The sequence below is a fragment of the Paracoccus sanguinis genome (assembly GCF_012689545.1).
Lineage (GTDB): Bacteria > Pseudomonadota > Alphaproteobacteria > Rhodobacterales > Rhodobacteraceae > Paracoccus > Paracoccus panacisoli.
Genome location: NZ_CP051542.1, coordinates 1,406,261 through 1,430,000, shown reverse-complemented (window position 1 = coordinate 1,430,000; position 23,740 = coordinate 1,406,261). Strand labels below are relative to the sequence as shown.

Here is a 23,740-nt window from a genome sequence, read left to right as displayed (position 1 = left end):
AAAGTCCAAGGGTTCCTGCTTAAAGCTAATCTGAGCAGGGTAAGCCGGCCCCTAAGGCGAGGCCGAAAGGCGTAGTCGATGGGAACCAGGTTAATATTCCTGGGCCAGGAGATGGTGACGGATCCTCAGGGTTGTTCGATCTTAACGGATTGATCGGGCAGCTGCGGGGTCCCTGGAAATAGCCCTCCATGAGACCGTACCCGAAACCGACACAGGTGGACTGGTAGAGAATACCAAGGCGCTTGAGAGAACCACGTTTAAGGAACTCGGCAAAATACCTCCGTAAGTTCGCGAGAAGGAGGCCCTGTTCGCAGGCAACTGTGGGCAGGGGGCACAAACCAGGGGGTGGCGACTGTTTACTTAAAACACAGGGCTGTGCGAAGCCGTAAGGCGACGTATACAGTCTGACGCCTGCCCGGTGCCGGAAGGTTAAAAGGAGGGGTGCAAGCTCCGAATTGAAGCCCCGGTAAACGGCGGCCGTAACTATAACGGTCCTAAGGTAGCGAAATTCCTTGTCGGGTAAGTTCCGACCTGCACGAATGGCGTAACGATCTCCCCGCTGTCTCAAACGTGGACTCAGCGAAATTGAATTGTCTGTGAAGATGCAGACTTCCCGCGGTTAGACGGAAAGACCCCATGCACCTTTACTATAGCTTCGCACTGGCATCAGGATTGTGATGTGCAGGATAGGTGGTAGGCGCTGAAACCGGGACGCCAGTTCCGGTGGAGCCATCCTTGAGATACCACCCTTCGCACTCTTGATGTCTAACCGCGGCCCGTTATCCGGGTCCGGGACCCTGCGTGGTGGGTAGTTTGACTGGGGCGGTCGCCTCCCAAAGAGTAACGGAGGCGCGCGAAGGTTGGCTCAGAGCGGTCGGAAATCGCTCGTTGAGTGCAATGGCAGAAGCCAGCCTGACTGCAAGACTGACACGTCGAGCAGAGTCGAAAGACGGCCATAGTGATCCGGTGGTCCCGAGTGGAAGGGCCATCGCTCAACGGATAAAAGGTACGCTGGGGATAACAGGCTGATGATGCCCAAGAGTCCATATCGACGGCATCGTTTGGCACCTCGATGTCGGCTCATCTCATCCTGGGGCTGGAGCAGGTCCCAAGGGTATGGCTGTTCGCCATTTAAAGAGGTACGTGAGCTGGGTTTAGAACGTCGTGAGACAGTTCGGTCCCTATCTGCCGTGGGTGTAGGATACTTGAGAGGAGTTGCCCCTAGTACGAGAGGACCGGGGTGAACGTTCCACTGGTGGACCAGTTGTCGTGCCAACGGCAGTGCTGGGTAGCTATGAACGGACAGGATAAACGCTGAAGGCATCTAAGCGTGAAGCCCCCCTCAAAACAAGGTATCCCTTGAGAGCCGTGGAAGACCACCACGTCGATAGGCCGGAGATGTACGCGCAGCAATGCGTTCAGTTGACCGGTACTAATGGCTCGATTGGCTTGATTTGATCCGGAAGAAGACAGACCACTGCCTTCTCCCATCAAAAGCAACTTGGACAATGCTTCGGACGCGGCCCACAGGTCGCCCCGGAACGCTGAGCGTTTCTTCCCCGGTCTGGTGGCCATAGCACGAGCGAAACACCCGATCCCATCCCGAACTCGGCCGTTAAGCGCCGTCGCGCCAATGGTACTGCGTCTCAAGACGTGGGAGAGTAGGTCACCGCCAGACCTGGAAAGAAACGCAAAACAATCTCTCAGAACGAAAACCATCCCCAATCGATCCAGCCTCACCGCAACGGATCCCACGGGGAAACCCCCGCCGCACACGCGGCACGGTCGCGGGGTAGAGCAGCCCGGTAGCTCGTCAGGCTCATAACCTGAAGGTCATAGGTTCAAATCCTATCCCCGCAACCAATTCTCCCCACAGTTCCGCACGCACAAAAGCCGCCCCAAGGGGCGGCTTTTGCGTTTGCAACGGCGGGTCAATAATAGGTCAACAAACGGACGAATTCCACGTGCGATTTCAGTGGGGTAGTGGCCACCCAGGATCAGGAACGCGCGAAAACCGCACCGGACAGAGGTCGACAGGATTTGTAGCCCATAGGGTAGCTGTGGTCGGCTAGGCAAGATGAAACTGTGCGAGTTCTTCAGCGGATATTCGATCCGCCGGAACCAGAATAGTTGATGCGCGACATGCCGAATAAATTTGATCCAAGCTGCGCTCGTCCCTACCAACAAGGCACCTAAAGTCAGGATTCCACGAGCTCCGATAGTAAAGCTTGATGACGAACATCCCAAAGGCTTCCGGGGACAATACCCTTGTAAACGCCCAGCGATTGTCTGAGTGAAAGCCGACGTGCATATGAGAAGCAGGATGCTGCAAATTGATGTAGTCATCGGGTGCCCACTCATACCGAAGGAGAGGCGCCTGAATTGCGGATCGCAGCTCCGACAGTCTATGTAGAAACTCTTCGATTGAGATTGCACCCTCTTTGACGTAATCGCGAAGTTCCGAAACTTCTGAGAGTGCGGCGTCGATGCGCCAAAAAACGGATTAGGATAATATGCTAACCGCCAACCGCTTAAGCTATGTGTGAACTGAAAGAATGAATGGTCCCGGAGCATTAGATTATAGTCGGAGTTTCTGAGAGCTGTGAGGTAGACGGCCTCGTAACTCGCCGAGCTATCGAAGATAACCGCTAAGAATTCGTCTGAGGCCTTTAGCGATGTCGGATTCGAAAATGTCTCTTCTAGCCCGATGAGAGACAGGAAGTCCCAGAAGCGCCGAATGCTTGCAATGAAATCTCTGTCATTCAAGGACGTCACCCGACTTAAGTTCTTCGTCGATCTCCTCCTCGGATAGCCCGGCTGCCCGCAGTTCGTCGATATAGCGCTTCCACGATCTCGTCCACCGGATAGCGCGCGCTGCCCTGGAAGATCATAGGCCCGGCTGGTACCGGCACCGCAGGCTTCAGGTTGCGGATCGCGCCGCCCTCGGCAGAAACGGCCTTCAAGGCGGCATCGGTGCGCGGGCCGAAGAGGCCATCGATCGCGCCGGTGTAATAGCCGAGGCGCGCCAGCGCCATTTGGAGCGCCTTCAGCGCATCGATCTGGTCGGTCATGGGTGTGGTCCTTTCGGGCAAAGAAAAACCCCGCCGGAAGGGCGGGGCGCGGAGCGGTTTTGGCGGGGTTCAACCGGCCTTGGGCGGGTCCGGTGGGGGGCTTTGCACCTCCCGAGCAGTGGCCAGTTCGGCGGCAAGAAGGGCGCAACGTTCGGAGAGGATCGCGATCTGCTGGCGCAGTTCGGCGACATAGGCGGATGAGGCGGCAGGGGACATGAGGGGCTCCTTTCAGGGTCAGAACTCGGTCTCGAGGTACAGGCCGGTGGATTCGAAGGCGACGGCCGCGGCTGTGGCGCCGTTATTCAGGAAGAGGCGCGGGGCGAGGAAGGTCGCAACTTGAGGCAGGTCGGTCGTGACTTCCTGTTCGAAGAGGGCGCACGTCAGCTCGTTCACCGCGCGTAGCCAGATCGAGCTGCCCGCGGCGGGGCACCAGATCGTCAGGGTGATCAGCCCGCCCGTCACAACCGGGAAGCCTGCACCGAGATCCACAAGTGTCGGCGCCCCGGCGGCGTCATTGCTGACCAGTTGCCAGTTCGTATGCGTGCCGCGTTGAAACCCGAGGCCGATCGCTTCCACGAGCGCGGAAAGCGCTGTGGTCACAGCGAGGGCTGCGATCGAGGATAGCAAGCCGAAGAAGCCCATTCCTGTCGCTTGCAGGGTGGTCAGGCTGATCCGGGCGACAACTGTGACGGCCGAGCGCTGATCGCAGGCGGAATCCACCACGGCGGCCGAGGTCACTCGCCAGCGCCGGGAACTGGACAGGAGCGACCCGACCGCCAAGGCGGGGGTGGCTGACGGTGCCGACGCTGGTCAGGGCGATGCCCTGGGCGGCGATCGTTGTCGCGGAGACCGGCGCCCAGGCCCCGATCCGGTTCAGGCCCATATGCGGCTGCAAGGGGAAGTCGCGCCCCGAAGGCCTGACGACTTCCAGCCAGGGCGCACCCGCGCGCTGACGGCCGTAGAGGGCAAGCCTGCCTGCCGAGGGCGATGCAGGCACGGCGGAGAGGCCCGGGATCACGATTGGCGCCGGGAACTCCGCCCGCCCGGTTGCCCGATCGATCACGAAGGCATCGAAGAACGTGGACCCATTGGGCGACACCTTGAGCGTTACGTCATCCGTGCCAAGCAGCCCAAAAAGCGCCCGCGCCGAAAACCCCGTCTTCAGGGCAAGGCTCGCGTCATTCCCAGCGGCGGCCTTGTTGATCGTCGCCTCATGCGACCCGCCCGCATTGTTCAGCAGCGTGGCGGCGGCATTGACGCTCAACCGGTTCGAAGCATCGGGCGAGGCGCCACCGAGGCCCAAGCCCAGAGCGGTGACATTCGCCGCGGCCGCGCCGATCGCGGTGACGCTGGAGGCAAAGGTTACCGTGGGCGTGTTGATGATCGTGCTGCCCAGCGCCCCAGCCGTGGTTGAACCGAGGTTGATCACGGTCGTCGATCCGGCCGCGCCGCCAGTGCCGAGGTTTATGGTCTTCGTGACCGCGGTCGTCGTGCCGCCAGTGCCGATGCCATAGGTTGCAGTGGTTGTGGCCGTGCCTATCGTCACTGCCGCATTCGAAAACGTCGTCGCCCCCGAGAAGGTCTGCGCCGCATTGCCGAGATGGGCGAGGGTCGCCGAGAGGTTCGGCAGGGTGAAGGTGCGGGTCGTGCCCGCCGATAGGCCCGAGAGATCGAAGGCCGCGAGCCGCGTCGGATCGGCATCATCGGCGAGGCGGAAGAGGTTGCCGGGAAACGGCAGCGCGGCCTGCCGCACCCATGCGCCGGTGAGAAAGGTCAGGGCGGCATCGGTCGCGCGATCCCAAACCGACCAGCCTTCCGCGGGCGGGTAGAATGCCCAGGCCCCATCCTGCCAGGCAGCAATCGCGAAGGCCTGACCCGCCCAGACACCCGTAGGGCTGGGGCTGACGACATAGCGGGCACCATCCAGCGGCGATCCGGGCGGAGTGTTCAGGCCGATGCTTTCGACGGCGGGCTGCACGAGGGCATCGAGGGCACGGAAGGCCTCGTTGACGGTGATGTGCTTCTGCGCCTGGTTCGCCTCGAGGAAGGTGAGGCGGATGTTCGGGGTGTCGGCCATGGGGCCTCCGGATCAAAGGGTGATGTCGAGGATGGCGCCCCGGCCCAGCGCGCCGGTCTGCGCGATGCGAAGCGCGAGAGGTCCGGTGATCGGGGCACCGAAATCGGCGGTTTGCATGGCGGCGGTGTAGGTGAAGGCGGGGGTGGCAAGACCCAAGGCGGTTCGAACGACAACCGCTCGATTCAGGATATCAATCTCGTAACCCTCGGCCGCCTCGCCGATTGGCACCTCCGTCAGGGCCCAGTTGTCGCCTGCAAAGGCCCGGGTGCGGCGGGTCCAGCTGAGGGCGATATCGCCGCCGGGCAGGTTCACCCTCCGGGCATGACAAGGCCGCCAGGGGCGTAAGCCGCGGGCAGAGGGCGCGAATGTGACCGCGAGGTTCGCTGGATCGCCTGCGGGTTTGCTCGAAGCCCCGATCCGCCAGTTCCAGGCCGCGCCATAATCGGCGCTGCCGATCGGCAGGGGTTTGACCCCGCCGTCCAGCACCACCACCCGCGCTCCAGCCGGGGCGGGATTGGCGATGGCGTCCTCGGTGCCGAGGAGCCCGCGCAGAAGCCGGGTCAGCTGCCAGCGCCCTGGCGATTGCAGGCTGGCAGTAGCGAAGCCGACGATTTCCCAGAGATCAGACGCGGTCTCGGTCGCCAGCCAGTTCGTGCCAGAAAACACCGCCGTATCGCTGACGCTGGCGAACTGGCCCGCGATCATGTCGACCCAAAGCTCGTTGCCGCGGTCGAAGCGGTTGGTCGGCCCTGCATAGAACGGGAAGGCCAAGGTGCCGAACCAGCCCGGCCGCGAAATGGTGGTCAGGACCGAGAAGCCGTCGGTCGCGGCCGATCGCCACACCGCCGCCGTGCCATACCACGGGGCAGCATGGGCGGCGGCATAAGGCTGCCAGTCTGGGAAATCCTCCGAGAGCTGCGGTAGGTTCATGAGGGCAACGAGGGGGGGGGGCCATAGACGGCCTTCGCGCCTGAAGTCGCGCCCCGATCGCTGCCAGGCGCCAGATCATAGATCGCGCGATCTGACCGGCGCGCTTCAACCCGTCGCCCAGCGCCGTCGGTGATCGAGGTCAGGGCGAATTCGATCAAGCGGTTGTCGTGATCCAGCAGGATCACATCGGCCGGGTCCAGCGCCAGGCGCGATGGTGGCAAGGTGAAACTCGCCTTCTCGCGGCCGAGCCAAGCCTCGAAGAGGGCGCGGCGCACCCCGCGTTCGGCCGCGCCACTGGTCGAGGCAATGGGCAGTTGCTCGGCCGAGACGCGGGCCGTGTCGACGGTGATCCGGCGCGCCTCGACCGTGATGCCTGCGAACTCCTCGTCGCGGGCCATCAGCCGCCATTTGAGGGCGAGGGGCAGTTCGGTCTCTTGCGCCCGGGTCAGTTCCAGATCCGCGGCCTCGCGGCTGGTAGCAACCAGCGTGTCGAGAGTGATGGTGGCGACGGGCCGCTGCCCCCGCATCCGAAACCTGATTTTGCCCTCTGCCTCGAAGGCGTCGAAGCCGAAGAGGCGGGTCAGGGTCTCGATCGAGGCGCGGGGGCTTTCGATCGCGTTCACGGCGAAACCTGGCACCGATCCCGCAAGGTCTGTGGCGTCGAGGTCAGCCGCGGCAAGCCCAGCGCGGGCGCAAAGTTCGGCCACGAGTTCGGCGAGGCCTGTCGCCCCGGCCCGGCCTGTGAGCCAGTGCCCCAGCCGCCAGTTCTCGGCATCGGACCAGACATCGCTTCGCGCGGGGAAGGCCGGAAGGGGCGGGCGTCCCATGTCCAAAGGGCGATCTCCGCCGTCTCGATCATCCGGCCGGAATAAAGGGACGCTGCCGGGTTGTTGGCCGGGTTGGCCCAGTAGCCGATCAAAGCCTCGGCATAGCGGCGCTGGATGAACTCGTCGGGCCAGCCCCGCGAGAAATACGGCAGCAGGGATTCGGAGGATTTTGGGTCGACAAAGACATTCGGCTGGTTCGTACCGCGATCGACGCAGGGCGCACCGGCCTCGGTGAAGCGGATCGGCTTTGATCCGGGCACCCAGGCCGTCGGCCCGCCGCTTTCCACGCCGCTCGGGCGGTTGATGTGTGGTTGGCCCCACCAGTTCCGCAGGTCCTTCGGGCGGAGCACCCAGGGCTTTCCGGCACCATCGGTGATCGGGGTGCGGATTTGCGCGAGGCGATCGGCCGAAGAGGCATAGAACCAGTCGAAGCCTTCGCCGCCCTCGATATTGGCTTGCAGGTAGGCCGTCTGCTGCGGCCCCTGCCATCCGGCCAGGGCGTCGAGGTGATCATCGCCATCGCGCCAGTCGGAGAGCGGCAGGTAGTTGTCGATGGCCACGAAATCCACATTCGGCGAAGCCCAGAGCGGATCGAGGTGGAAAAACACATCGCCCGAACCGTCGGCCGGTTGATGGCCGAAATACTCTGACCAGTCGGCGGCATAGCTGACCTTGGTGCCCGGCCCGAGGATGGCGCTGACATCGGCGGCCAGTTGCACGAAGGCGGTGACAGCCGGATAGGAGGAAGCGCCCGAGCGGATTTGCGTGAGGCCGCGCATCTCGGTGCCGATCAGGAAGGCATCGACGCCCCCGGCCGCGGCGCAGAGATGGGCATAGTGCAGGATCATCCGGCGCAGGCCCCAATCGCCGGGGCTCCCGGTGAAACTCACCGTCGTGCCTGACACCGCGAACTGCCCCAGGGCGGCCGAGCCGAAGAAGGCTGCAACCTGCGTCCCCGCCGCCGCCGTCTTGTCGACCGTACCCGCAAAGCCAGCCGCCGGGGCGCAGGTGATGCGGCCACGCCAGGGATAGACCGGCTGGCCCGGGGTGGTGCCGTTCGGCGAGTACGGGTTCGGCAGCGTATTGGCGGCCGCGATGTCCATCAGGATGAAAGGGTAAAAGGTGACGCGTTTGCCCCGCGCATTCAGTTCTTGGATGGCCTGCACCACGGCCGCATCAGTGGGCGTGCCGCCATAAGCCGGGCCGCCGCCGACGGTGGAGACCACATGCGCCGCGGCGCGGGTGACGCCATTGACACGCCAGACCATCGGCGTGGTGGTCTTGGTGGCGGATTCGACGCCCGGCTTGATCTGGCAGGTGCCTGCCCGAAGGTCTGTGCCGAACCAGGACACCACCAGCGACACCGTCTCGCATTCGGGCAGCGCGGCATCCAGCCGGTTCAGGGAGGCCACCAGATCGGGCAGGCCTTCGACGCTGTTCTCGTTCTCCGGGGTGGAGGTGCCATTGCCGCCTGAAGACCCCCAGAGGCCCGGGGCTGCCGTGGTGCGGGTGACAGTCTCGGTCGCATAGACGAACTCACCCGCGGAAGGGATCAGGTTCACGGCGCGGACAAGGCGTTCCATGGCGGCGGGATCGGGCGAGGGCCGGATCACCTCGAAGGACAGTTGGGGCAGACGGTTGCCGAAGGTCTCGAGCGCCAGATCCTCGAAGACAACATAGGCGACTCCGCGATAGGCCGGGGCCTGCCCAGCGCCCTCTTTGGCTTCGATGAACGGGTCGGGCATTTGGGTCTCGGACCCGAGATGCACCCGGATCACGGCGCCTGGCACATCGAAGGGCTTACCATCGGCCCAGACACGGCAGACCCCGCCGATCGGGCCCTCGCAAAGCGCCACGGCGAAAGAGGCGTAGTAGCGATAGCCTTCGGTGACGACTTTGGGCCCGCCGCCCTTGCCGCCACCTTGGGTCTGGCGGAACTGTTCCTCGCGAAAATCCGTCGCCCAGATGATGTTCCCGCCAAGCCGCATCGTGCCGTAGAGCCGCGGGATCACCGCGCCTTCGGTGGCCGAGGTCAGCCGCAGATCGTCAAGCTTCGCCCCTTCGATCCGCTGGTCCGGCGCAAGCGAGCCAATGATCAGGCTGAGCTACTCCCCATCGGTTGGACAGTTTAGGGAATGATTTAAGCTACTCTCTGCCCCTGCTGGTCGGTTTCGATCTGGTTGAAGTAGACCACGGCGGGCGGCTGTCCGCCATGGGCTGCATGGGGCCGCTGGTGATTGTAGAAGGTGATCCATCGGCCAACGCCGGCCTTGGCCTGCGAGCCGGTTTCCCATGCATGCAGGTAGACGCATTCATACTTCAGCGACCGCCAGAAGCGTTCGATGAAGATGTTGTCGAGGCAGCGCCCTTTCCCGTCCATCGATATCCGCGTGCCGATCCGCTTCAGCCGGTCCGTCCAGGCGAAGGACGTGAACTGCGAGCCCTGGTCGGTGTTCATGATCTCGGGCGGGCCGAAGCAGTGGACCGCCTCGTTCAGTGCCTCGACGCAGAAGTCCGCCTCAAGTGTGTTCGAGATGCGCCAGGCCAGCACCTTGCGGGTGAACCAGTCCATGATGGCCACCAGGTAGAGGAAGCCTCGTCGCATCGGCAGGTAGGTGATGTCGGCGCACCAGACCTGGTTGGGCCGATCGACCCGCAGCCCGCCCAGCAGGTAGGGATAGGTCTTGTGCCCCTTCGCGGGCTTGCTGGTGTTGGGCTTCTGGTAGATCGGCATCAGGCACATGAGCCGCATCAGCCGCCGGATGCGCTTCTGGTTCACAGGATGGCCCTCGTTCTGCAGGTGCCAGGTCATCTGCCGAACACCATAGAACGGGGTTTCCAGGAACCGCCGGTCGATCAGCCGCATCAGCGCGAGGTTCACCACGCTCTCGCCCCGCGGCGCGTAGTAGAACGACGACCGCGAGATCGACAGCAGGCGGCATTGCGCCCCGACCGACAGCTGGGGGTGATGGCGTTCGATCATCCCGCGCCTCACTTGCCGGTCCAGGGCTTGAGCTTTCGTGACAAAAAATCGTTGGCAACGGCCAGCTCTCCGATCTTGGCATGCAGCGACCGCACCGTATCTTCGTCGACCTCGGCCTTCTTCTTGCTGCCACGCTCGAAGATGTCAGGCGCCCCCTCGAGAAGGGCGCGCTTCCACTGGTTGATCATCGTCGGATGCACGCCATGTTCCGAGGCCAGTTCCGACACGGTGCGCTCGCCTTTCACGGCCTCGAGCGCCACACGGGCCTTGAAGCCCGCATCATGGTTCCTGCGCTTCGACATCTCTGGTCTCCTCGTTCTTGAAGACCAGCAGATGGCAGATCGTAGCTTACGTCACTGTCCGATTTTCGGGGGGTAGCTCATTCCGTTTGGCCCGATAGTCGCGGATGGTTTCCTCCAGCAGTTCCGAGAAACTGCGGTAGAAGGTCGGGTCCTCGTCCATCTTTTCGGTGATGGTCCGGCGCGTCGCACTGGCGATCCGGTCCGCCCTCGACGCCTCGGAGACGCCCGTCTACTCCACCACCGCTTTCAGCGCGTCCGGGTCGTTGATGTTGACCATCGCGATGATCGTCTCGGCCGGCATGGCAACCAAATGGTCGTCCAGCAGCTTCTGGATCTTTGGCTCGAACTCCTTGACGTCGACGGTCTCCTGGTAGCGAAGCTGGACCGAGCGCCGCAGCTCGGAGAACTGCTTCCAGTCCTTCTTCATGGCGTCGATCTTCGCCTCGTCGAAGACGTCGAAGAGCTTGTCCGACGACAGCTAGATATGGAGGCAGCGGCTGAACGCCTTCAGTCGTTCATAGAACTCCTGCCGGATCGCCTCATCGGCCAGGAACTGTTCGAACTGCTCCATGTCCTTCTTGTTCTTGACCGGCTTGAACAGGTCCCAGAGCTGATCGTAAGGCTGGGGCAACTTCCGGATTTCCTCGCGCACATGGTGGACCGTGCCGGCGAGATCGGCGGCGTCGAAGCCCTCGAAGGCGCTGTAGGTCGTCAGCGCAGTGTCGAGTTCTCCGAGCAGCCCCTCGTAGTCGATGATGAAGCCGAACTGCTTCTCGGTCGCGCCGTCTTCGTAGAGCCGGTTCACGCGGGCGATCGCCTGCAGCAGGTTATGTTCGCGCAGCGACTTGCACACATAGAGCACGGTATTGCGCGGGGTATCGGACCCGGTCAGCCGGTGGCTTCAGCCATCACCACAACTGTCAGCAAGCTGGCAACAGCAATCCAGTCTCGCGGGTGGCTAGCCAACGGTCACCCGCCACTCGCCCCCCCCAATCCCCGCCGATTTTACACCCCCGTTACGCCCACACCCCGATCCCATATCGCGGCGTTACGCCCCCCCAACCCATGTTCCCCGCCAGATAAACTGAGGGAGCATCGGATGCTGTCCGACATCATCTTCATCTGCGGCGGGCTCGCGGTCTTTGCGCTGGGCGGCCTCGCCGTGCGCGGCGCCGACCGGTTGTGAGGGCGCCATGACCATCGAACTCATGCTCGGCGGAGGCCTCGCGGCCGCGCTGCTGGTCTATTTCCTGATCGCGCTTCTCGCGCCCGAGAGGTTCTGAGATGAGCGCCGATCTTTCGTACTTCGCCCTGTTCCTGGCCGGCCTGACGGTCCTCGGGCTGGCGCTCGCGCCGTGGATGGCGCGGGTCTTCGACGGCCGGGTGACGGTGCTGGCGCCGGTCGAGCGCGTGCTCTACCGCGCCGCAGGCGTCACCGGCGCGGGCCAGCGCTGGACAGGCTATGCCACCGCCGTTCTGGCCTTCAACGCGGCGGGCTTTGTCCTGCTCTACCTGATCCTGCGGCTGCAGGGCTGGCTGCCGCTCAACCCGCAGGGCTTCGGCGCGATGAGCGCCGATCAGGCCTTCAACACCGCCGTCAGCTTCATGACCAACACCAACTGGCAGAGCTACGGCGGCGAGACGGCGCTGAGCCACTTCAGCCAGATGGCCGGGCTGACGGTGCAGAACTTCGTCTCGGCCGCGACCGGCATCGCCGTGGCGGTCGCGGTGATCCGCGGGCTCGCCGCCCGGTCGGCCGCCGATCTCGGGAACTTCTGGGTCGATCTGACGCGCGCCACGCTCTACCTGCTGCTGCCCGGCGCGATCCTCGTCGCCCTGCTGCTGCTGTGGCAGGGCGTACCGCAAAACCTCGCCGCGTCGGTCAACGTGACCACGCTCGAGGGCGCGCAGCAGGTCATCGCCCAGGGCCCGGTCGCGAGCCAGGAAGCGATCAAGCTGCTCGGCACCAACGGGGGCGGGTTCTTCAACGTGAACTCGGCGCATCCCTATGAGAACCCCACCGCGCTCTCGAACCTGATCGAGTGCCTGTCGATCCTCGCCATCCCGGCGGCCTTCCCGTTCCTTTTCGGCCGGATGGTCGGCGACCGCCGGCAGGGCTGGGCGATCTACGCCGCGATGGCCGCGCTGTTCGTGGGCGTGCTGCTCTGGGCGTACTTCGCCGAGGCCGCCGGCAACCCGCTGCACGCCGGGATCACCCAAGCCGGGGTCAGCATGGAGGGGAAGGAGACCCGCTTCGGCCTCGCCGGGACGGTGCTGTTCGAGGTCGTGACCACCGTCGCCTCGTGCGGGGCGGTCAACGCCATGCACGACAGCCTGATGGCGCTCGGCGGCATGATCCCGCTCTTCAACATGCTGCTGGGCGAGATCATCTTCGGCGGCGTCGGGGCAGGCTTTTACGGCATGGTCCTCTATGTCGTGCTGACGGTGTTCCTTGCCGGGTTGATGGTCGGGCGCACGCCCGAATGGCTTGGCAAGAAGATCGAGGCGCGCGAGATGAAGCTCGCGGCGCTGACGCTGCTGGTGATGCCGCTGGGCGTGCTGGTGCTGTCGGCGGCCTCGATCCTGACCGGCAACGCCCACAGCGCGGTGCAGGACGCCGGCCCCCACGGGCTCACCGAGCTGATCTACGCCTACACATCGGGGACGGCCAACAACGGCTCGGCCTTCGCGGGCTTCGGCGCCAACACCGTCTGGCACAACACGCTGATCGGGCTGGCGATGCTGCTCGGCCGCTGGGGCTACATAATCCCGGTGCTGGCCATCGCCGGCAGCCTGGCCGGCAAGACGCGCGCCGAGGCGACCGCCGGGACGTTCCCGACCCATGGCGTGGCCTTCACCGTGCTGCTGGTCGTGACGATCCTGATCGTCGGCGCCCTGACCTTCCTTCCCGTCCTCGCCCTGGGGCCGATCGCCGAGCACGTCTCGATCGCCGCCGGCCAGAGCTTCTGAGGTTCCTCATGTCGAAACACCCGAAATCCGAGATCGGCCTGTTCGCGCCCGAGATCCTGCGCCCGGCGGTCGGTGCGGCACTCCGCAAGCTCGACCCGCGCAAGCTGGCCCGCAACCCGGTGATCTTCGCCACCGCCCTGGTGGCACTGGTCACGACCATCCTCGTCCTGCTGCGCTGGGGCGAGGCGGGCAGCGCGGTCTCGTTGCAGATCGCGCTGTGGCTCTGGGCCACGGTCCTCTTCGCCAACTTCGCCGAGGCGATCGCCGAGGGCCGCGGCAAGGCCCGCGCCGACGCGTTCCGCGCCACCAAGTCCACCGCCCGCGCCAAGCTGCTGCTGAACGAGGGCAACCGCGAGCTCTACGAGCTCGAGGACGTGGAGAGCCTCGAGATCGGCGCGGTGATCCTTGTCGAGGCGGGCGACATCGTGCCGACCGATAGCGAGGTGATCGAGGGCGTGGCCTCGGTCGACGAAAGCGCCATCACCGGCGAATCCGCCCCGGTGATCCGCGAATCCGGCGGCGACCGCTCGTCGCTGACCGGCGGCACGCGGCTGGTGTCGGACTGGCTGGTGGTGCGCGTCACCGCGAAGCCCGGCGAGACCTTCCTCGACCGCATGATCGGGCTGGTTGAGGGCGCCAAACGCGCCAAGACCCCGAACGAGATCGCGCTCGACATCCTGCTGGCCGGGCTGTCGCTCGTGTTCCTGCTGGTGGTCGCCACGCTGCCGGTGTTCGCCGGCTGGTCGGGGACCGAGATCCCGGTCGTCTGGCTGGCGGCGCTGTTCGTGACGCTGATCCCGACGACCATCGGGGGCCTGCTGTCGGCCATCGGCATCGCCGGCATGGACCGGCTGGTCAAGGCCAACGTCATCGCCAAGTCGGGCCGCGCGGTCGAGGCCGCGGGCGACATCGACGTGCTGCTTCTGGACAAGACCGGCACCATCACCTTCGGCAACCGCATGGCCGACGCCTTCCTGCCGGTCCCCGGCGTGACCGAGGCCGAGGTGGCCGAGGCGGCCTTTGTCAGCAGCCTCGCCGACGACACGCCCGAGGGGAAATCGACCGTCGAGCTCGCCGCCCGCCGGCACGGCTTTGCCGAGGGCGCGCTGCGGCAGGGGGCCGATGTCGTCCCCTTCACCGCCCAGACCCGGATGAGCGGCATCGACCTCGCCGACGGCACCCAGATCCGCAAGGGCGCGTCCGACGCCATGGCACGCGCCTTTCCGCAGGGCGCCGCCGCGGCGGCCGAGCCGCTGGTGCGCGGGGTCGCCATGTCGGGCGGCACGCCGCTGGTCGTGGCGAAGGACGGTCGCGTGCTGGGCGTCATCCACCTCAAGGACGTGGTGAAGCCCGGCATCCGCGAGCGGTTTGCCGAGCTGCGCCGGATGGGAATCCGCACGGTGATGATCACCGGCGACAACCCCCTGACTGCCGCCGCCATCGCCGCCGAGGCCGGGGTCGACGACTTCCTGGCCGAGGCGACGCCGGAACGGAAGCTCGCCTATATCCGCGCCGAGCAGGCGGCCGGCAAGCTGGTCGCCATGTGCGGCGACGGCTCGAACGACGCCCCGGCGCTGGCGCAGGCGGATGTGGGCGTGGCGATGAACTCGGGCACTCCGGCCGCCAAGGAGGCCGGCAACCTCGTCGATCTGGACAGCGACCCGACGAAGCTGATCGAGATCGTGATGGTCGGCAAGCAGCTGCTGATCTCGCGCGGGGCGCTGACGACCTTCAGCATCGCCAACGACGTGGCCAAGTACTTCGCCATCCTGCCGGCGCTGTTCGTGGCCGCCTATCCGGGCCTCGCCGCGCTGGACGTGATGGGGCTCGGCTCGCCGCAGTCGGCGATCGTGTCGGCGATCATCTTCAACGCGCTGGTCATCGTGGCGCTGATCCCGCTGGCGCTGAAGGGGGTGAAGTACCGCCCCGCCTCGGCCGGGGCGCTGCTGTCGCGCAATCTTCTGGTCTACGGGCTGGGCGGCCTCGTCGCCCCGTTCATCGGCATCAAGCTGATCGACATGATCGTCGATCTGGCCCGTCTGGCATGAGGTCCGCCATGATTTCGCAACTCCGCCCCGCACTGGTGATGATCGGCGCCTTCACCGCCCTGCTGGGCCTCGCCTATCCGCTGGCCATGACCGGGCTCGCGCAGGTGGTCATGCCGGTGCAGGCCGGCGGCTCGCTCGTGTCCCGCGATGGCGTCGTGGTCGGCTCGAGCCTGATCGGGCAGGACTTCACCCGGCCCGAGTACCTGCACCCCCGCCCCTCGGCGACCGAGCCCGCCTATAACGCCGCCGCCTCCACCGGCTCGAACCTCGGGCCGTCGTCGGCGGCGCTGCGGGCGCAGGTCAGGGACCGGGCCGCGGCCTTCGGGCCCCTGCCGGTCCCGTCCGAGATGGCGACCGCCTCGGCCTCGGGGCTCGACCCGCACATCACGCTCGACGCCGCGCTGCGGCAGGTGGATCGCATCGCCGCGGCGCGGGGGCTGCCCGCCGACAGGGTGACGGCGGCGATCCGCAGCGCCACCACGCGGCCGGCCTTCGGCCTCGTCGGCGCGCCCATCGTGAACGTGCTGGGCGCCAACCTCGCGCTGGACGGCGCGGCGCGCTAGGGTCCGGGTCATGACCGACGCGCCCCGCCCCGACCCCGAGCGCTTCCTGGCCGAGGCCAACGCCGAGGCCGGGGTGACGACCGCGGCGGGGCGCGGCCGGCTCAAGATCTTTCTCGGCGCCTCGCCCGGGGTCGGCAAGACCTACGCGATGCTCGAGGAGGCCGGCGCCCGCGCCCGCGCCGGCACCGACGTGACCGTGGCCCTGGCCGAGACGCACGGCCGGGCCGAGACCGCGGCGTTGCTGGCGCGGCTCGACCAGATGCCGCGCCGGGTGGTCACCTACCGCGACCGCCAGCTGACCGAGATGGACCTGGACGCGCTCCTGGCCCGGCGCCCCGGCCTCGCGCTGATCGACGAGCTGGCCCATTCGAACGTCCCCGGCTCGCGCCACCCCAAGCGCTGGCAGGATGTCGAGGAGGTGCTGGCCGCCGGCATCGACGTCTACACCACGCTGAACATCCAGCACATCGAGAGCCTGAACGACCTCGTGGCCCGGATCACCGGGGTGCGGGTGCAGGAAACCGTGCCCGACGCGGTCCTGCAGATGGCCGACGAGATCAAGCTCATCGACCTGCCGCCCGAGGACCTGATCCAGCGGATGCGCGAGGGCAAAGTCTATATGCCGGCCGAGGCAGGGCGGGCGCTCGGCAACTTCTTCTCGAAACCCAACCTGACGGCGCTGCGCGAGCTGGCGCTGCGGACGGCGGCCAGCCGGGTCGATGCCGAGATGCTGGCCCTGACCCGCGGCACCGGCCGGGCCGCGCCGCAGGACCGGCTGATGGTCTGTCTCGACGATCCGGCGACGGCCAAGGGGCTGGTCCGCGCCGGGCGGCGGATGACCGACCGCGCCCGCATCCCGTGGGTGGTGGCGACCGTCGTGACCCCGGCGGTCGAGGCGCAGGGGCCGCAGGCCGCAGGCGCCATGACCGACGCGCTGCAACTGGCCGAGCGGCTGGGCGCGCAGGCCCGCACCCTGCGGTCCGAGGGCGACGTGGCGGCGGCCTTTCTGGACGCCGCGCGGCAGCTCAACGTCACCCGTCTGATCGTCGGCCGGGCCACCCGCGCGGGCTGGCGCGACCGCATCGCCGCGCTGATCCACCCGCCCCTGGCGCAGACGCTGCTGGCGCAGGCCGAGGGGTTCGAGGTCACGGTGCTGGACCCGGCGCCGGACCGCCCCGCCGCCTCCCAAGCCGCGCCCGGCCCCGCACTGGCCTCGGGGTCCGCCCCCCGCTGGCGCGAGACCGACTGGCGCGCCGGTCCCGGCCGGGACTGGGGCCGGATCGCCCTCGCGGCTGTGGGCGCGGCGGTGGCGGGGACGCTTGCCGCATGGCCGTTCTGGTCGATCCTGCCGGTCGCCTCGCTGGCGGTGATCTACCTCGTCGGCGTCCTCGCCGTCGGGATGCGGCTCGGCACCGCGGGCGCGGTCGCCGCGGCGGTGCTGAGCTTTCTCGCCTACAACTACTTCTTCACCGAGCCCTATTACTCGCTGCAGGTCTCGGCCGAGGAATCCGTGGTGGCGCTGCTCGTCTTCACCATCTCGGCGCTCTTTACCGGCACTCTCGCCGGTCGCCTGAAGCGGCAGGTCGAGTTCATGCGCGTCACCCAGTCCCGCACCGAGACGCTGTATGATTTCGCCCGCAAGATCGCCTCGGCCACGACCACCGACGACGTGTTGTGGGCCGCCGCGGCCCACATCGCCCGCACGCTCGAGTGTCACTCGCTGATCCTGATGCCCGACGCGACCGGCGCCCTGCAGCAGGTGCAGGGGTTCCCCTCGATCGAAGAGGGGCTGGACGCCCACGCCCTCGCCGCCGCGCGTTGGGCCTATGAGAAGGACCAGCCCGCCGGGCGCGACACCGACACCCTGCCCACGGCGGGGTGGATGTTCATTCCGCTCGCGACGCAAGGCGCGCCGCTGGGGGTGATCGGCCTGCGCTTCACCGATCCCGCCCGGCGCATGGACCCGGAAACCCGGCGCCTCCTGGTCGCCGTCGAGGATCAGGTCGCCGTCGCGGTCGAGCGGATGGCGGTCGAGGACGACCTCGAGCGCGCCCGCCTGACCTCGGAGACCGAAAAGCTGCGGGCGGCGCTGCTCAACAGCGTGAGCCATGACCTGCGCACCCCGCTGGTCACGGTGATCGGGGCGCTGTCGGCGGTCGAGGCCGGCGGCCTCTCCCCGGCGCAAGAGCGCGGGCTGGTGGTCGAGGCGCTGGACGAGGCGCGAAGGCTCGACCGATTCGTGGGCAACCTCTTGGGCATGACGCGGCTGGGGCACGGCGCGCTCGTCCCGCGGCGCGCGGCGGTGGCGGTGGCCGAGGTGATCGGCCGCGCCCGCGCCGACCTGTCCCGGGTGCTCGCGCGCTTCCGCGTCGCGGTCGAGATCGACCCGGCCACCCCGCCACTCGCCGTCGATCCGGTGCTGATCGGGCAGGCGCTGGTCAACCTGCTCGAGAACGCCTCGAAATACGCGCCCGAGGGCAGCACCATCCGGCTGATCGCCGCGCCGGTGCCCGAGGGCGTGGCGCTGACGGTCATCGACGAGGGGCCGGGCATCCCCGTGGCCGAGCGCGGCCGGGTCTTCGACCTCTTCCACCGGGCGGTGCAGGGGGACGGCCAGCCCGCCGGCACCGGGCTCGGGCTTGCCATCGTCAAGGGGATGGTCGAAGCCAACGGCGGCACGGTCGCCGTGATCGCGCCCCCCGACGGCCGCGGCGCCGCGATCCGCCTGCTGCTGCCCGCCGCGGCTGTTGCCGAGGACGCCGATGCCTGACGCCCCATCCGCCCCGCTGCGCCTGCTCGTCATCGAGGACGAGGCCCCGATCCGCCGCTTCCTGCGCATCGTGCTCGAAGGGGCGGGCCACGTCATGGACGAGGCCGCGCGCGGCCGCGAGGGGATCGAGCGCGCCGCCACCGGGGCGCCCTCTGCGGTGGTGCTGGACCTCGGGCTGCCGGACATGGACGGCAAGGCGGTGATCGCGGCCATCCGCGAATGGTCCGACGTGCCCATCGTGGTCGTCTCGGTGCGCTCGAACGAGGCCGAGATCATCGCCGCACTCGACGCGGGCGCCGACGACTACGTGACCAAGCCCTTCGCTCCGGCCGAGCTGCTGGCGCGGCTGCGGGCGCTGGTGCGGCGGCGGGGGACGCCCGACGAAGGCGCCGTCCTGACCGCGGGCGATCTGGTCGTCGACCTCGCCGCGCGCACGGTCACGCTGGCCGGGGCCCCGGTGCGCCTGACCCGCAAGGAGTTCGACGTGCTCGCGCTGCTGGCGCGCAACGCCGGCCGCCTGCTGACGCACGAGGCGCTGCTGCGCACCGTCTGGGGCCCGGCGCACGTCGGCGACAGCCACTACCTGCGGATCGCCATCGGCCGGTTGCGCGAGAAGCTGGGCGACGATGCCGCCGCGCCGCGCTGGATCTTCACCGAGCCGGGGATCGGCTACCGGCTCGGCAGCGGATAGGCGCAGGCGCCAGACCGGCGGGCGGCGTCAGAACGGGTAATGCTGTCCTGGGTCCTCGATCGTCACCCAGCGGGTGATGGTGAACTCGGCGATCGCCTCGGTGCCGCCGAAGCGGCCGTAGCCCGAGGCCTTCATCCCGCCGAACGGCATCTGCGGCTCGTCCGCGACCGTCGGGCCGTTGATGTGGCAGATCCCCGTCTCGAGCCGTTCGGCCACCCGCATCGCCCGCATCACGTCGCGCGAGAACACCGCCGAGGACAGCCCGTATTCCGTGTCGTTGGCGATCCGCACCGCGTCGTCGTCGTCCTTCGCGCGGATCACCGGCTTGACCGGGCCGAAGCTTTCCTCGCCGTAAAGCCGCATCTCGGGCGTCACGCCCTCGATCAGCGTCGCCTCGACCACCGCGCCGTCGCGGCCGCCGCCGGCGAGCTTGCGGCCCCCCTCGGCGAGCGCATCTTCGATCAGCGCCTCCATCTTCTCGGCCGACTCGGGCGAGACGAGGCTGCCCAGCACCACCTCGCCGGTCGGATCGCCGGCGGGCAGCGCCTTGGCGCGCGCGGCGAGCTTCTCGATGAAGGCGTCGGCGATGCTGTCGGCGACGATGATGCGCTCGGTCGACATGCAGATCTGGCCCTGGTTCATGAAGGCGCCAAAGATCGCCGCGTTCACCGCCCCGTCCAGATCGGCGTCGTCCAGCACGATCAGCGGCGCCTTGCCGCCGAGTTCGAGCAGCACCGGGATCAGTCGCTCGGCCGCCAGCCGGGCGATGATCCGCCCCACCTTGGTCGAGCCGGTGAAGTTGACGTGCCGCACGGCAGGTTCGGCGATCAGCGTCTCGACGATCTCGGCGGCGTCCGCGGGGTCGTTGGTGATGACGTTGACGACCCCCGGGGGGAAGCCCGCCTCGACGAAGACCTCGCCGATCAGCCGGTGGGTGGCGGGGCATTGCTCGGACGCCTTCAGCACCACCGTGTTGCCGCAGGCGAGCGGCATCGCCCCCGCCCGCGTCCCGAGGATCACCGGCGCGTTCCACGGCGCGATCCCCAGGCAGACGCCGTGCGGGCGCAGCATGGCCATGCTCGTGGTTTCCGGCTTGTTGGCCGGGATGATCCGGCCCGCGACCATCGTGACCATCGCGGCGGCCTCGCGCAGGCCGTCGGCGGCGACCTTGGCGTTGAAGCCGCCCCATTTCGCCGTGGCCCCGGTCTCGGCGGTCATCAGCGCGATGAACTCGTCGCGCCTGGCGTCCATGATCTCGGCCGCCTTGTTCAGAAGCGCCCGCCGCTCGCCGGGCGGGGTCGCGGCCCAGCCGGGAAACGCCGCGGCGGCAGCGGCCACCGCGGCGCGGGCGTCCTCGGGCGAGGCTGCGGCGGCGGTCGTCGCCACGCTGCCGTCGAAGGGATTCCTGCGGTCGTAGCTGCGCCCGCCCTCGGCCGGGCGAGTCGTGTCACCGATGAGAAGATCGAGGGTCATGCGCTGTCCTTTCGCGGTCGTGTCGAGAGACGATGACGGCCCAACGTCCCGACACCCCGATCCGTGCCCGGAAACCGGCCCGGGGCTTCGCGCCGGGCCGGCCCGAGGGGCGCTAGCGCAGCAGCGCCAGCGACAGCCACGGCACCGCGACGATCAGCGCCAGCCGGATGATGTCGGACGCCCAGAACACGTAGACCCCCCGGAAGATCGTCTTGAGCGGCACGTCCGGCAGGACCGAGCGCAGCACGAACACGTTCATCCCGATCGGCGGGGTGATCAGGCTGATCTCGGTCACCACCACGACGATGATCCCGAACCAGATCAGCACCGCGTCCGGGTCCGCGAGGATGTCGAGGCCGAAGTCGAGCCCCGAGATCACCGGATAGAACACCGGCACCGTCAGCAGGATCATCGACAGGCTTTCCAGAAAGCAGCCGAGGATCATGTAGATCACCACGATCACCAGCATCACCATCCACGGCGAGAGGCCCAGGTGCTCGACCAGGTCCGACAGCGTGTCGGGCAGCCCGGCGAAGGTGACGAAGTTGCCGAAGATCTCGGCCCCGATGATGATCGCGAAGATCATGGCCGAGGCCGTGGCGCTGTCCACCAGCGCCGTCCACAGGGTCGCGCGCGACAGGCCACCGGTCAGGGCGGCGATCACCAGCGACGCGGCGGCGCCCATGCCGGCGGCCTCGATCGGGGTGAAGAAGCCGCCGTAGATCCCGATCATGATGAAGGCGAAAAGCGCCAGCACCGCCACGACGCTGATCAGGTCGCGGCGGGTCAGCGGGTACGGCTCGCCGACCTCGGGGGCAAGCGACGGGTTCAGCCGGACCGCGACCATCACCGCCGCCAGATAGCCGAGGATGCCGACGATGCCCGGAATGATCCCGGCGAGGAACAGCTTGCCGATGTCGGCCTCGGTCAAGAGCCCGAAGATGATCATCACCACCGAGGGCGGGATCAGGATGCCCAGCGTCCCGCCTGCGGCGATGGCGCCGGTGGACAGGCTGTCGGCGTAGCCGAAGCGGCGCATCGAGGGCATGGCGACCTTGGACATGGTGGCCGCCGTGGCGAGCGACGAACCGCAGACCGCCGAGAAGCCGCCGCAGGACAGCACGGTCGCCATCGCCAGCCCGCCCCGCATCCGCCCGAAGATGCGGTCGGCGGCCGCGAACAGCCCCTGCGCGATGCCCGAGCCGGCCAGCACGTTGCCCATGAAGATGAACAGCGGCACCACCGACAGCGAATAGTTCAGCCCCGTCTCGAACACGGCGTTGCCGACCATGGCGCCCGCCGGCTCCCACCCGCGCATGAGGGCGAAGCCGACGCCGCCCACGATGGCCATGGCGAAGGCGATCGGCACCCGGACGAACACCATCGCAAGCAGGATGGCGAGGGCGATGAGCGAGATGGTCATTCCGGGGTCCTCAGTGCCATGACGACGGCAGAGACGGCGCAGCTTGCCGCGCCGAGGAAGGCCAGCGGGGCCATCGACAGCGCCAGCGAGGCGCTGCGCGTGCCCTCGGCCAGCTGCGCCATGCCGATGCGCGCGAGCCGCCAGGCGAAATAGGCAAGCGCGACGGCCGAGACGATGCCGGCAAGGCGCGCCATCCCGCGCTGCACCGGCGGCGGGAAGAGGTGCAGCGCCAGGTCCACCTCGACGTGGCCGCCATCGGTCGAGGTCAGGGGCAGCGCCGCAAAGACCAGCGCGGCGAGCAGCATCTGGGTCAGCTCATAGGCGCCGCCGAAGGGGCGGTTCATGAGGTAGCGCCCGAAGACGTCGATGCAGGTGACGGCGATCAGCGCGAGGATCAGCGCCCCCGCCGCCGCGGCGAGGGCGCGGTAGGGGCGCGAGTCCCGGTGCGGCACCCGCCCGGGGATGTGGTCGGGCACGTCCGCGGGCTGGTTCAGCGCCGCCGGGCCGTGGCCGCCGTGCGACCAGTGGTCGTCGGGCGTGACGCCGGGGGGCGCCGTCCGCCCCCCCCGGCTTTCAGGGCCGCCGCTCATTGCTGGGCGACACCGGTCATCTGCCGGAACTCGGCCAGCGCGGCGGCGCCGTCGCGGCCCTGCGGCAGGCTCGCGGCCCATTTCGCCTCAAGCTCGGTCGCCGCCTTGCGTAGCGCGTCCACGACCGCGGCGGGGGCCTCGTAGAAGTCCACCTTGTCGCCCACCACGTCGCGCGCGGCCGTGTCGGCGTCGTTCCAGGCCTTGCCGACGCGGTCCGCGAAGGCCATCCCCGAGATGCCGTCGATGGCCTTGCGATCCTCTTCGGACAGCGCGTTCCACTTGGCCTCGTTCATCACCAGGAACCAGGTGGTGTTGTAGATGCCGCCCGGCACGGTCATCGAATACTTGATGTGGTCGGTCAGGTTGAACGCGGTCATCGCCTCATAGGTGAAGGCCACCCCGTCGATCACCCCGCGCGACAGCTTCTCGTAGACCTCGGGCGAGGACATGAAGAGCGGCGAGGCCCCGAGCGCCGACACCAGGTCGCCCACATAGCCGCCCGGCACGCGGATCTTCAGCCCGGCCATGTCCTCGGGCTTCTCGATCTTGCGCTTGTTGTTGTGCAGAAGGCCCGGCCCATGCATGAAGAGCCCAAGCAGGTGGGTGCCCGCGTGCTCCTCCTCGGCGCCCAGCTTGTCGCGGTAGATGGTCCAGAACGCTTCCGAGTTCTTCACCGCGTCATCGCCCATGAAGCTGAACTGCCCCAGCCGCGCGCCGTTGAAGCGGTCGTCCTCGGTGAACGAGTGCAGCCCATAGGTGATGTCGGCGATGCCGTCGCGGGCCATGTCGAAATGCGCGGGCGGGCTGCCCAGCGGCTTGCCCATGATCCGCACGGTCACGCGGCCGTCGGTCACCTTGGCGACCTCGGCGGCCCACGGCTCCATCGCGTTGACCACGATCGGATGCTTGGGCGGCAGCCACGAGGACATGATCAGCTCTTCCGCGGCCAGCGGGGTGGCGGCGAGGATCAGGGCGGCGGCGGCGTAGTTGAGAGTCTGCATCGGGTCTCCTCCCAGAGAATG

At 67.5% G+C, this 23,740-nt stretch carries 18 protein-coding genes, 1 tRNA gene, 2 rRNA genes and 1 pseudogene (1 of these 22 only partly in view); 9 read left to right on the top strand and 13 right to left on the bottom strand.

The annotated features are described in order from the left end of the window. The 3 genes from HGN31_RS06800 to HGN31_RS06790 all read left to right on the top strand — a co-directional run. A 23S ribosomal RNA gene (locus HGN31_RS06800) occupies positions 1–1,457 on the top strand; it begins 1,372 nt to the left of the window's first position. A gap of 106 nt (positions 1,458–1,563) precedes the next feature. Continuing rightward, a 5S ribosomal RNA gene (gene rrf / locus HGN31_RS06795) occupies positions 1,564–1,678 on the top strand. Positions 1,679–1,786: 108 nt separating this feature from the next. Next, positions 1,787–1,863: transfer RNA gene (locus HGN31_RS06790), tRNA-Met, on the top strand. Positions 1,864–2,068: 205 nt separating this feature from the next. On the opposite strand, the gene HGN31_RS16770 is transcribed toward HGN31_RS06790, so the two are convergent. From HGN31_RS16770 to HGN31_RS16310, 9 genes and pseudogenes are all read right to left on the bottom strand, one after another. After that, positions 2,069–2,395: a DUF2290 domain-containing protein gene (locus tag HGN31_RS16770; RefSeq protein WP_425325335.1), complete on the bottom strand. Its 327-nt coding sequence runs from the start codon at positions 2,393–2,395 to the stop codon at positions 2,069–2,071. A gap of 385 nt (positions 2,396–2,780) precedes the next feature. Further along, positions 2,781–3,071, bottom strand: coding sequence for a peptidoglycan-binding domain-containing protein (locus HGN31_RS06780; protein WP_168782738.1), 291 nt, complete (start codon positions 3,069–3,071; stop codon positions 2,781–2,783). Positions 3,072–3,140: 69 nt separating this feature from the next. After that, positions 3,141–3,287 carry a hypothetical protein gene (locus tag HGN31_RS06775; protein ID WP_168782737.1) on the bottom strand — a complete coding sequence of 49 codons (147 nt, stop codon included), beginning with the start codon at positions 3,285–3,287 and terminating at the stop codon, positions 3,141–3,143. An 18-nt stretch (positions 3,288–3,305) separates the two neighbouring features. Further along, positions 3,306–3,671, bottom strand: coding sequence for a hypothetical protein (locus HGN31_RS16710; RefSeq protein ID WP_342355805.1), 366 nt, complete (start codon positions 3,669–3,671; stop codon positions 3,306–3,308). Then, the gene (locus HGN31_RS06770; RefSeq protein WP_342355804.1) at positions 3,583–5,148 is read right to left on the bottom strand and encodes a DUF2793 domain-containing protein; all 1,566 of its coding nucleotides are present in this window, start codon (positions 5,146–5,148) and stop codon (positions 3,583–3,585) included. Before HGN31_RS06770 ends, HGN31_RS16710 begins: the two co-directional genes overlap by 89 nt. A gap of 12 nt (positions 5,149–5,160) precedes the next feature. Further along, positions 5,161–9,007, bottom strand: a pseudogene (locus tag HGN31_RS16765) (baseplate multidomain protein megatron); the annotation flags it as partial. A 38-nt stretch (positions 9,008–9,045) separates the two neighbouring features. Then, a protein-coding gene (locus HGN31_RS06760; RefSeq protein WP_425325323.1) for an IS3 family transposase occupies positions 9,046–10,190 on the bottom strand; the annotation gives its coding sequence in 2 pieces (ribosomal slippage) (positions 9,046–9,929 and positions 9,929–10,190; 1,146 coding nt in all). Positions 10,191–10,419: 229 nt separating this feature from the next. Beyond that, the gene (locus HGN31_RS16315) at positions 10,420–10,617 is read right to left on the bottom strand and encodes a hypothetical protein (RefSeq protein WP_211096350.1); all 198 of its coding nucleotides are present in this window, start codon (positions 10,615–10,617) and stop codon (positions 10,420–10,422) included. A 51-nt stretch (positions 10,618–10,668) separates the two neighbouring features. Beyond that, entirely contained in the window at positions 10,669–11,052 is a 384-nt protein-coding gene (locus tag HGN31_RS16310) for a type I restriction enzyme subunit R domain-containing protein (RefSeq protein WP_211096349.1), read from the bottom strand. A gap of 331 nt (positions 11,053–11,383) precedes the next feature. Between HGN31_RS16310 and HGN31_RS06750 the strand changes: the two genes are divergently transcribed. From HGN31_RS06750 to HGN31_RS06725, 6 genes are read left to right on the top strand one after another with little or no spacing between them, the layout of a single operon-like run. Further along, positions 11,384–11,473, top strand: a complete 90-nt coding sequence (locus HGN31_RS06750) for a potassium-transporting ATPase subunit F (RefSeq protein ID WP_081962796.1) — start codon at positions 11,384–11,386, stop codon at positions 11,471–11,473. 1 nt (position 11,474) lies between these two features. Beyond that, complete coding sequence (kdpA, locus tag HGN31_RS06745; protein WP_168782736.1) at positions 11,475–13,160, top strand: potassium-transporting ATPase subunit KdpA; 1,686 nt, start codon at positions 11,475–11,477, stop codon at positions 13,158–13,160. A gap of 8 nt (positions 13,161–13,168) precedes the next feature. After that, the gene (gene kdpB, locus HGN31_RS06740) at positions 13,169–15,208 is read left to right on the top strand and encodes a potassium-transporting ATPase subunit KdpB (protein ID WP_168782735.1); all 2,040 of its coding nucleotides are present in this window, start codon (positions 13,169–13,171) and stop codon (positions 15,206–15,208) included. Between the two features lie 8 nt (positions 15,209–15,216). Continuing rightward, positions 15,217–15,771 carry a potassium-transporting ATPase subunit KdpC gene (gene kdpC / locus HGN31_RS06735; protein ID WP_168782734.1) on the top strand — a complete coding sequence of 185 codons (555 nt, stop codon included), beginning with the start codon at positions 15,217–15,219 and terminating at the stop codon, positions 15,769–15,771. A 10-nt stretch (positions 15,772–15,781) separates the two neighbouring features. Next, positions 15,782–18,541 carry a sensor histidine kinase gene (locus HGN31_RS06730; protein WP_168782733.1) on the top strand — a complete coding sequence of 920 codons (2,760 nt, stop codon included), beginning with the start codon at positions 15,782–15,784 and terminating at the stop codon, positions 18,539–18,541. Then, complete coding sequence (locus tag HGN31_RS06725; RefSeq protein WP_168782732.1) at positions 18,534–19,232, top strand: response regulator; 699 nt, start codon at positions 18,534–18,536, stop codon at positions 19,230–19,232. The genes HGN31_RS06730 and HGN31_RS06725 overlap by 8 nt, the downstream gene beginning before the upstream one ends. A 27-nt stretch (positions 19,233–19,259) precedes the next feature. Here HGN31_RS06725 and HGN31_RS06720 read toward each other — a convergent pair whose 3' ends face one another. From HGN31_RS06720 to HGN31_RS06705, 4 genes are all read right to left on the bottom strand, one after another. Continuing rightward, on the bottom strand, positions 19,260–20,705 hold the full coding sequence (locus HGN31_RS06720) for an aldehyde dehydrogenase (RefSeq protein ID WP_168782731.1): 1,446 nt from the start codon (positions 20,703–20,705) through the stop codon (positions 19,260–19,262). A gap of 112 nt (positions 20,706–20,817) precedes the next feature. Beyond that, the gene (locus HGN31_RS06715; protein ID WP_036710950.1) at positions 20,818–22,128 is read right to left on the bottom strand and encodes a TRAP transporter large permease; all 1,311 of its coding nucleotides are present in this window, start codon (positions 22,126–22,128) and stop codon (positions 20,818–20,820) included. Then, positions 22,125–22,718: a TRAP transporter small permease gene (locus tag HGN31_RS06710; RefSeq protein WP_081962732.1), complete on the bottom strand. Its 594-nt coding sequence runs from the start codon at positions 22,716–22,718 to the stop codon at positions 22,125–22,127. Before HGN31_RS06710 ends, HGN31_RS06715 begins: the two co-directional genes overlap by 4 nt. After that, complete coding sequence (locus tag HGN31_RS06705) at positions 22,715–23,719, bottom strand: TRAP transporter substrate-binding protein (protein WP_168782730.1); 1,005 nt, start codon at positions 23,717–23,719, stop codon at positions 22,715–22,717. Before HGN31_RS06705 ends, HGN31_RS06710 begins: the two co-directional genes overlap by 4 nt. Positions 23,720–23,740 lie beyond the last annotated feature (21 nt).

What these genes read in the sequence shown, in the direction of transcription:
- HGN31_RS06750 (WP_081962796.1), top strand. Translation starts at nt 11,384, where the DNA reads ATGACCATCGAACTCATGCTCGGCGGAGGCCTCGCGGCCGCGCTGCTG.
- kdpB (WP_168782735.1), top strand. Translation starts at nt 13,169, where the DNA reads ATGTCGAAACACCCGAAATCCGAGATCGGCCTGTTCGCGCCCGAGATC.
- kdpC (WP_168782734.1), top strand. Translation starts at nt 15,217, where the DNA reads ATGATTTCGCAACTCCGCCCCGCACTGGTGATGATCGGCGCCTTCACC.
- HGN31_RS06730 (WP_168782733.1), top strand. Translation starts at nt 15,782, where the DNA reads ATGACCGACGCGCCCCGCCCCGACCCCGAGCGCTTCCTGGCCGAGGCC.
- kdpA (WP_168782736.1), top strand. Translation starts at nt 11,475, where the DNA reads ATGAGCGCCGATCTTTCGTACTTCGCCCTGTTCCTGGCCGGCCTGACG.
- HGN31_RS06725 (WP_168782732.1), top strand. Translation starts at nt 18,534, where the DNA reads ATGCCTGACGCCCCATCCGCCCCGCTGCGCCTGCTCGTCATCGAGGAC.
- HGN31_RS06715 (WP_036710950.1), bottom strand. Translation starts at nt 22,128, where the DNA reads ATGACCATCTCGCTCATCGCCCTCGCCATCCTGCTTGCGATGGTGTTC.
- HGN31_RS06705 (WP_168782730.1), bottom strand. Translation starts at nt 23,719, where the DNA reads ATGCAGACTCTCAACTACGCCGCCGCCGCCCTGATCCTCGCCGCCACC.
- HGN31_RS06780 (WP_168782738.1), bottom strand. Translation starts at nt 3,071, where the DNA reads ATGACCGACCAGATCGATGCGCTGAAGGCGCTCCAAATGGCGCTGGCG.
- HGN31_RS06720 (WP_168782731.1), bottom strand. Translation starts at nt 20,705, where the DNA reads ATGACCCTCGATCTTCTCATCGGTGACACGACTCGCCCGGCCGAGGGC.
- HGN31_RS06710 (WP_081962732.1), bottom strand. Translation starts at nt 22,718, where the DNA reads ATGAGCGGCGGCCCTGAAAGCCGGGGGGGGCGGACGGCGCCCCCCGGC.
- HGN31_RS06770 (WP_342355804.1), bottom strand. Translation starts at nt 5,148, where the DNA reads ATGGCCGACACCCCGAACATCCGCCTCACCTTCCTCGAGGCGAACCAG.
- HGN31_RS06775 (WP_168782737.1), bottom strand. Translation starts at nt 3,287, where the DNA reads ATGTCCCCTGCCGCCTCATCCGCCTATGTCGCCGAACTGCGCCAGCAG.
- HGN31_RS16315 (WP_211096350.1), bottom strand. Translation starts at nt 10,617, where the DNA reads ATGAAGAAGGACTGGAAGCAGTTCTCCGAGCTGCGGCGCTCGGTCCAG.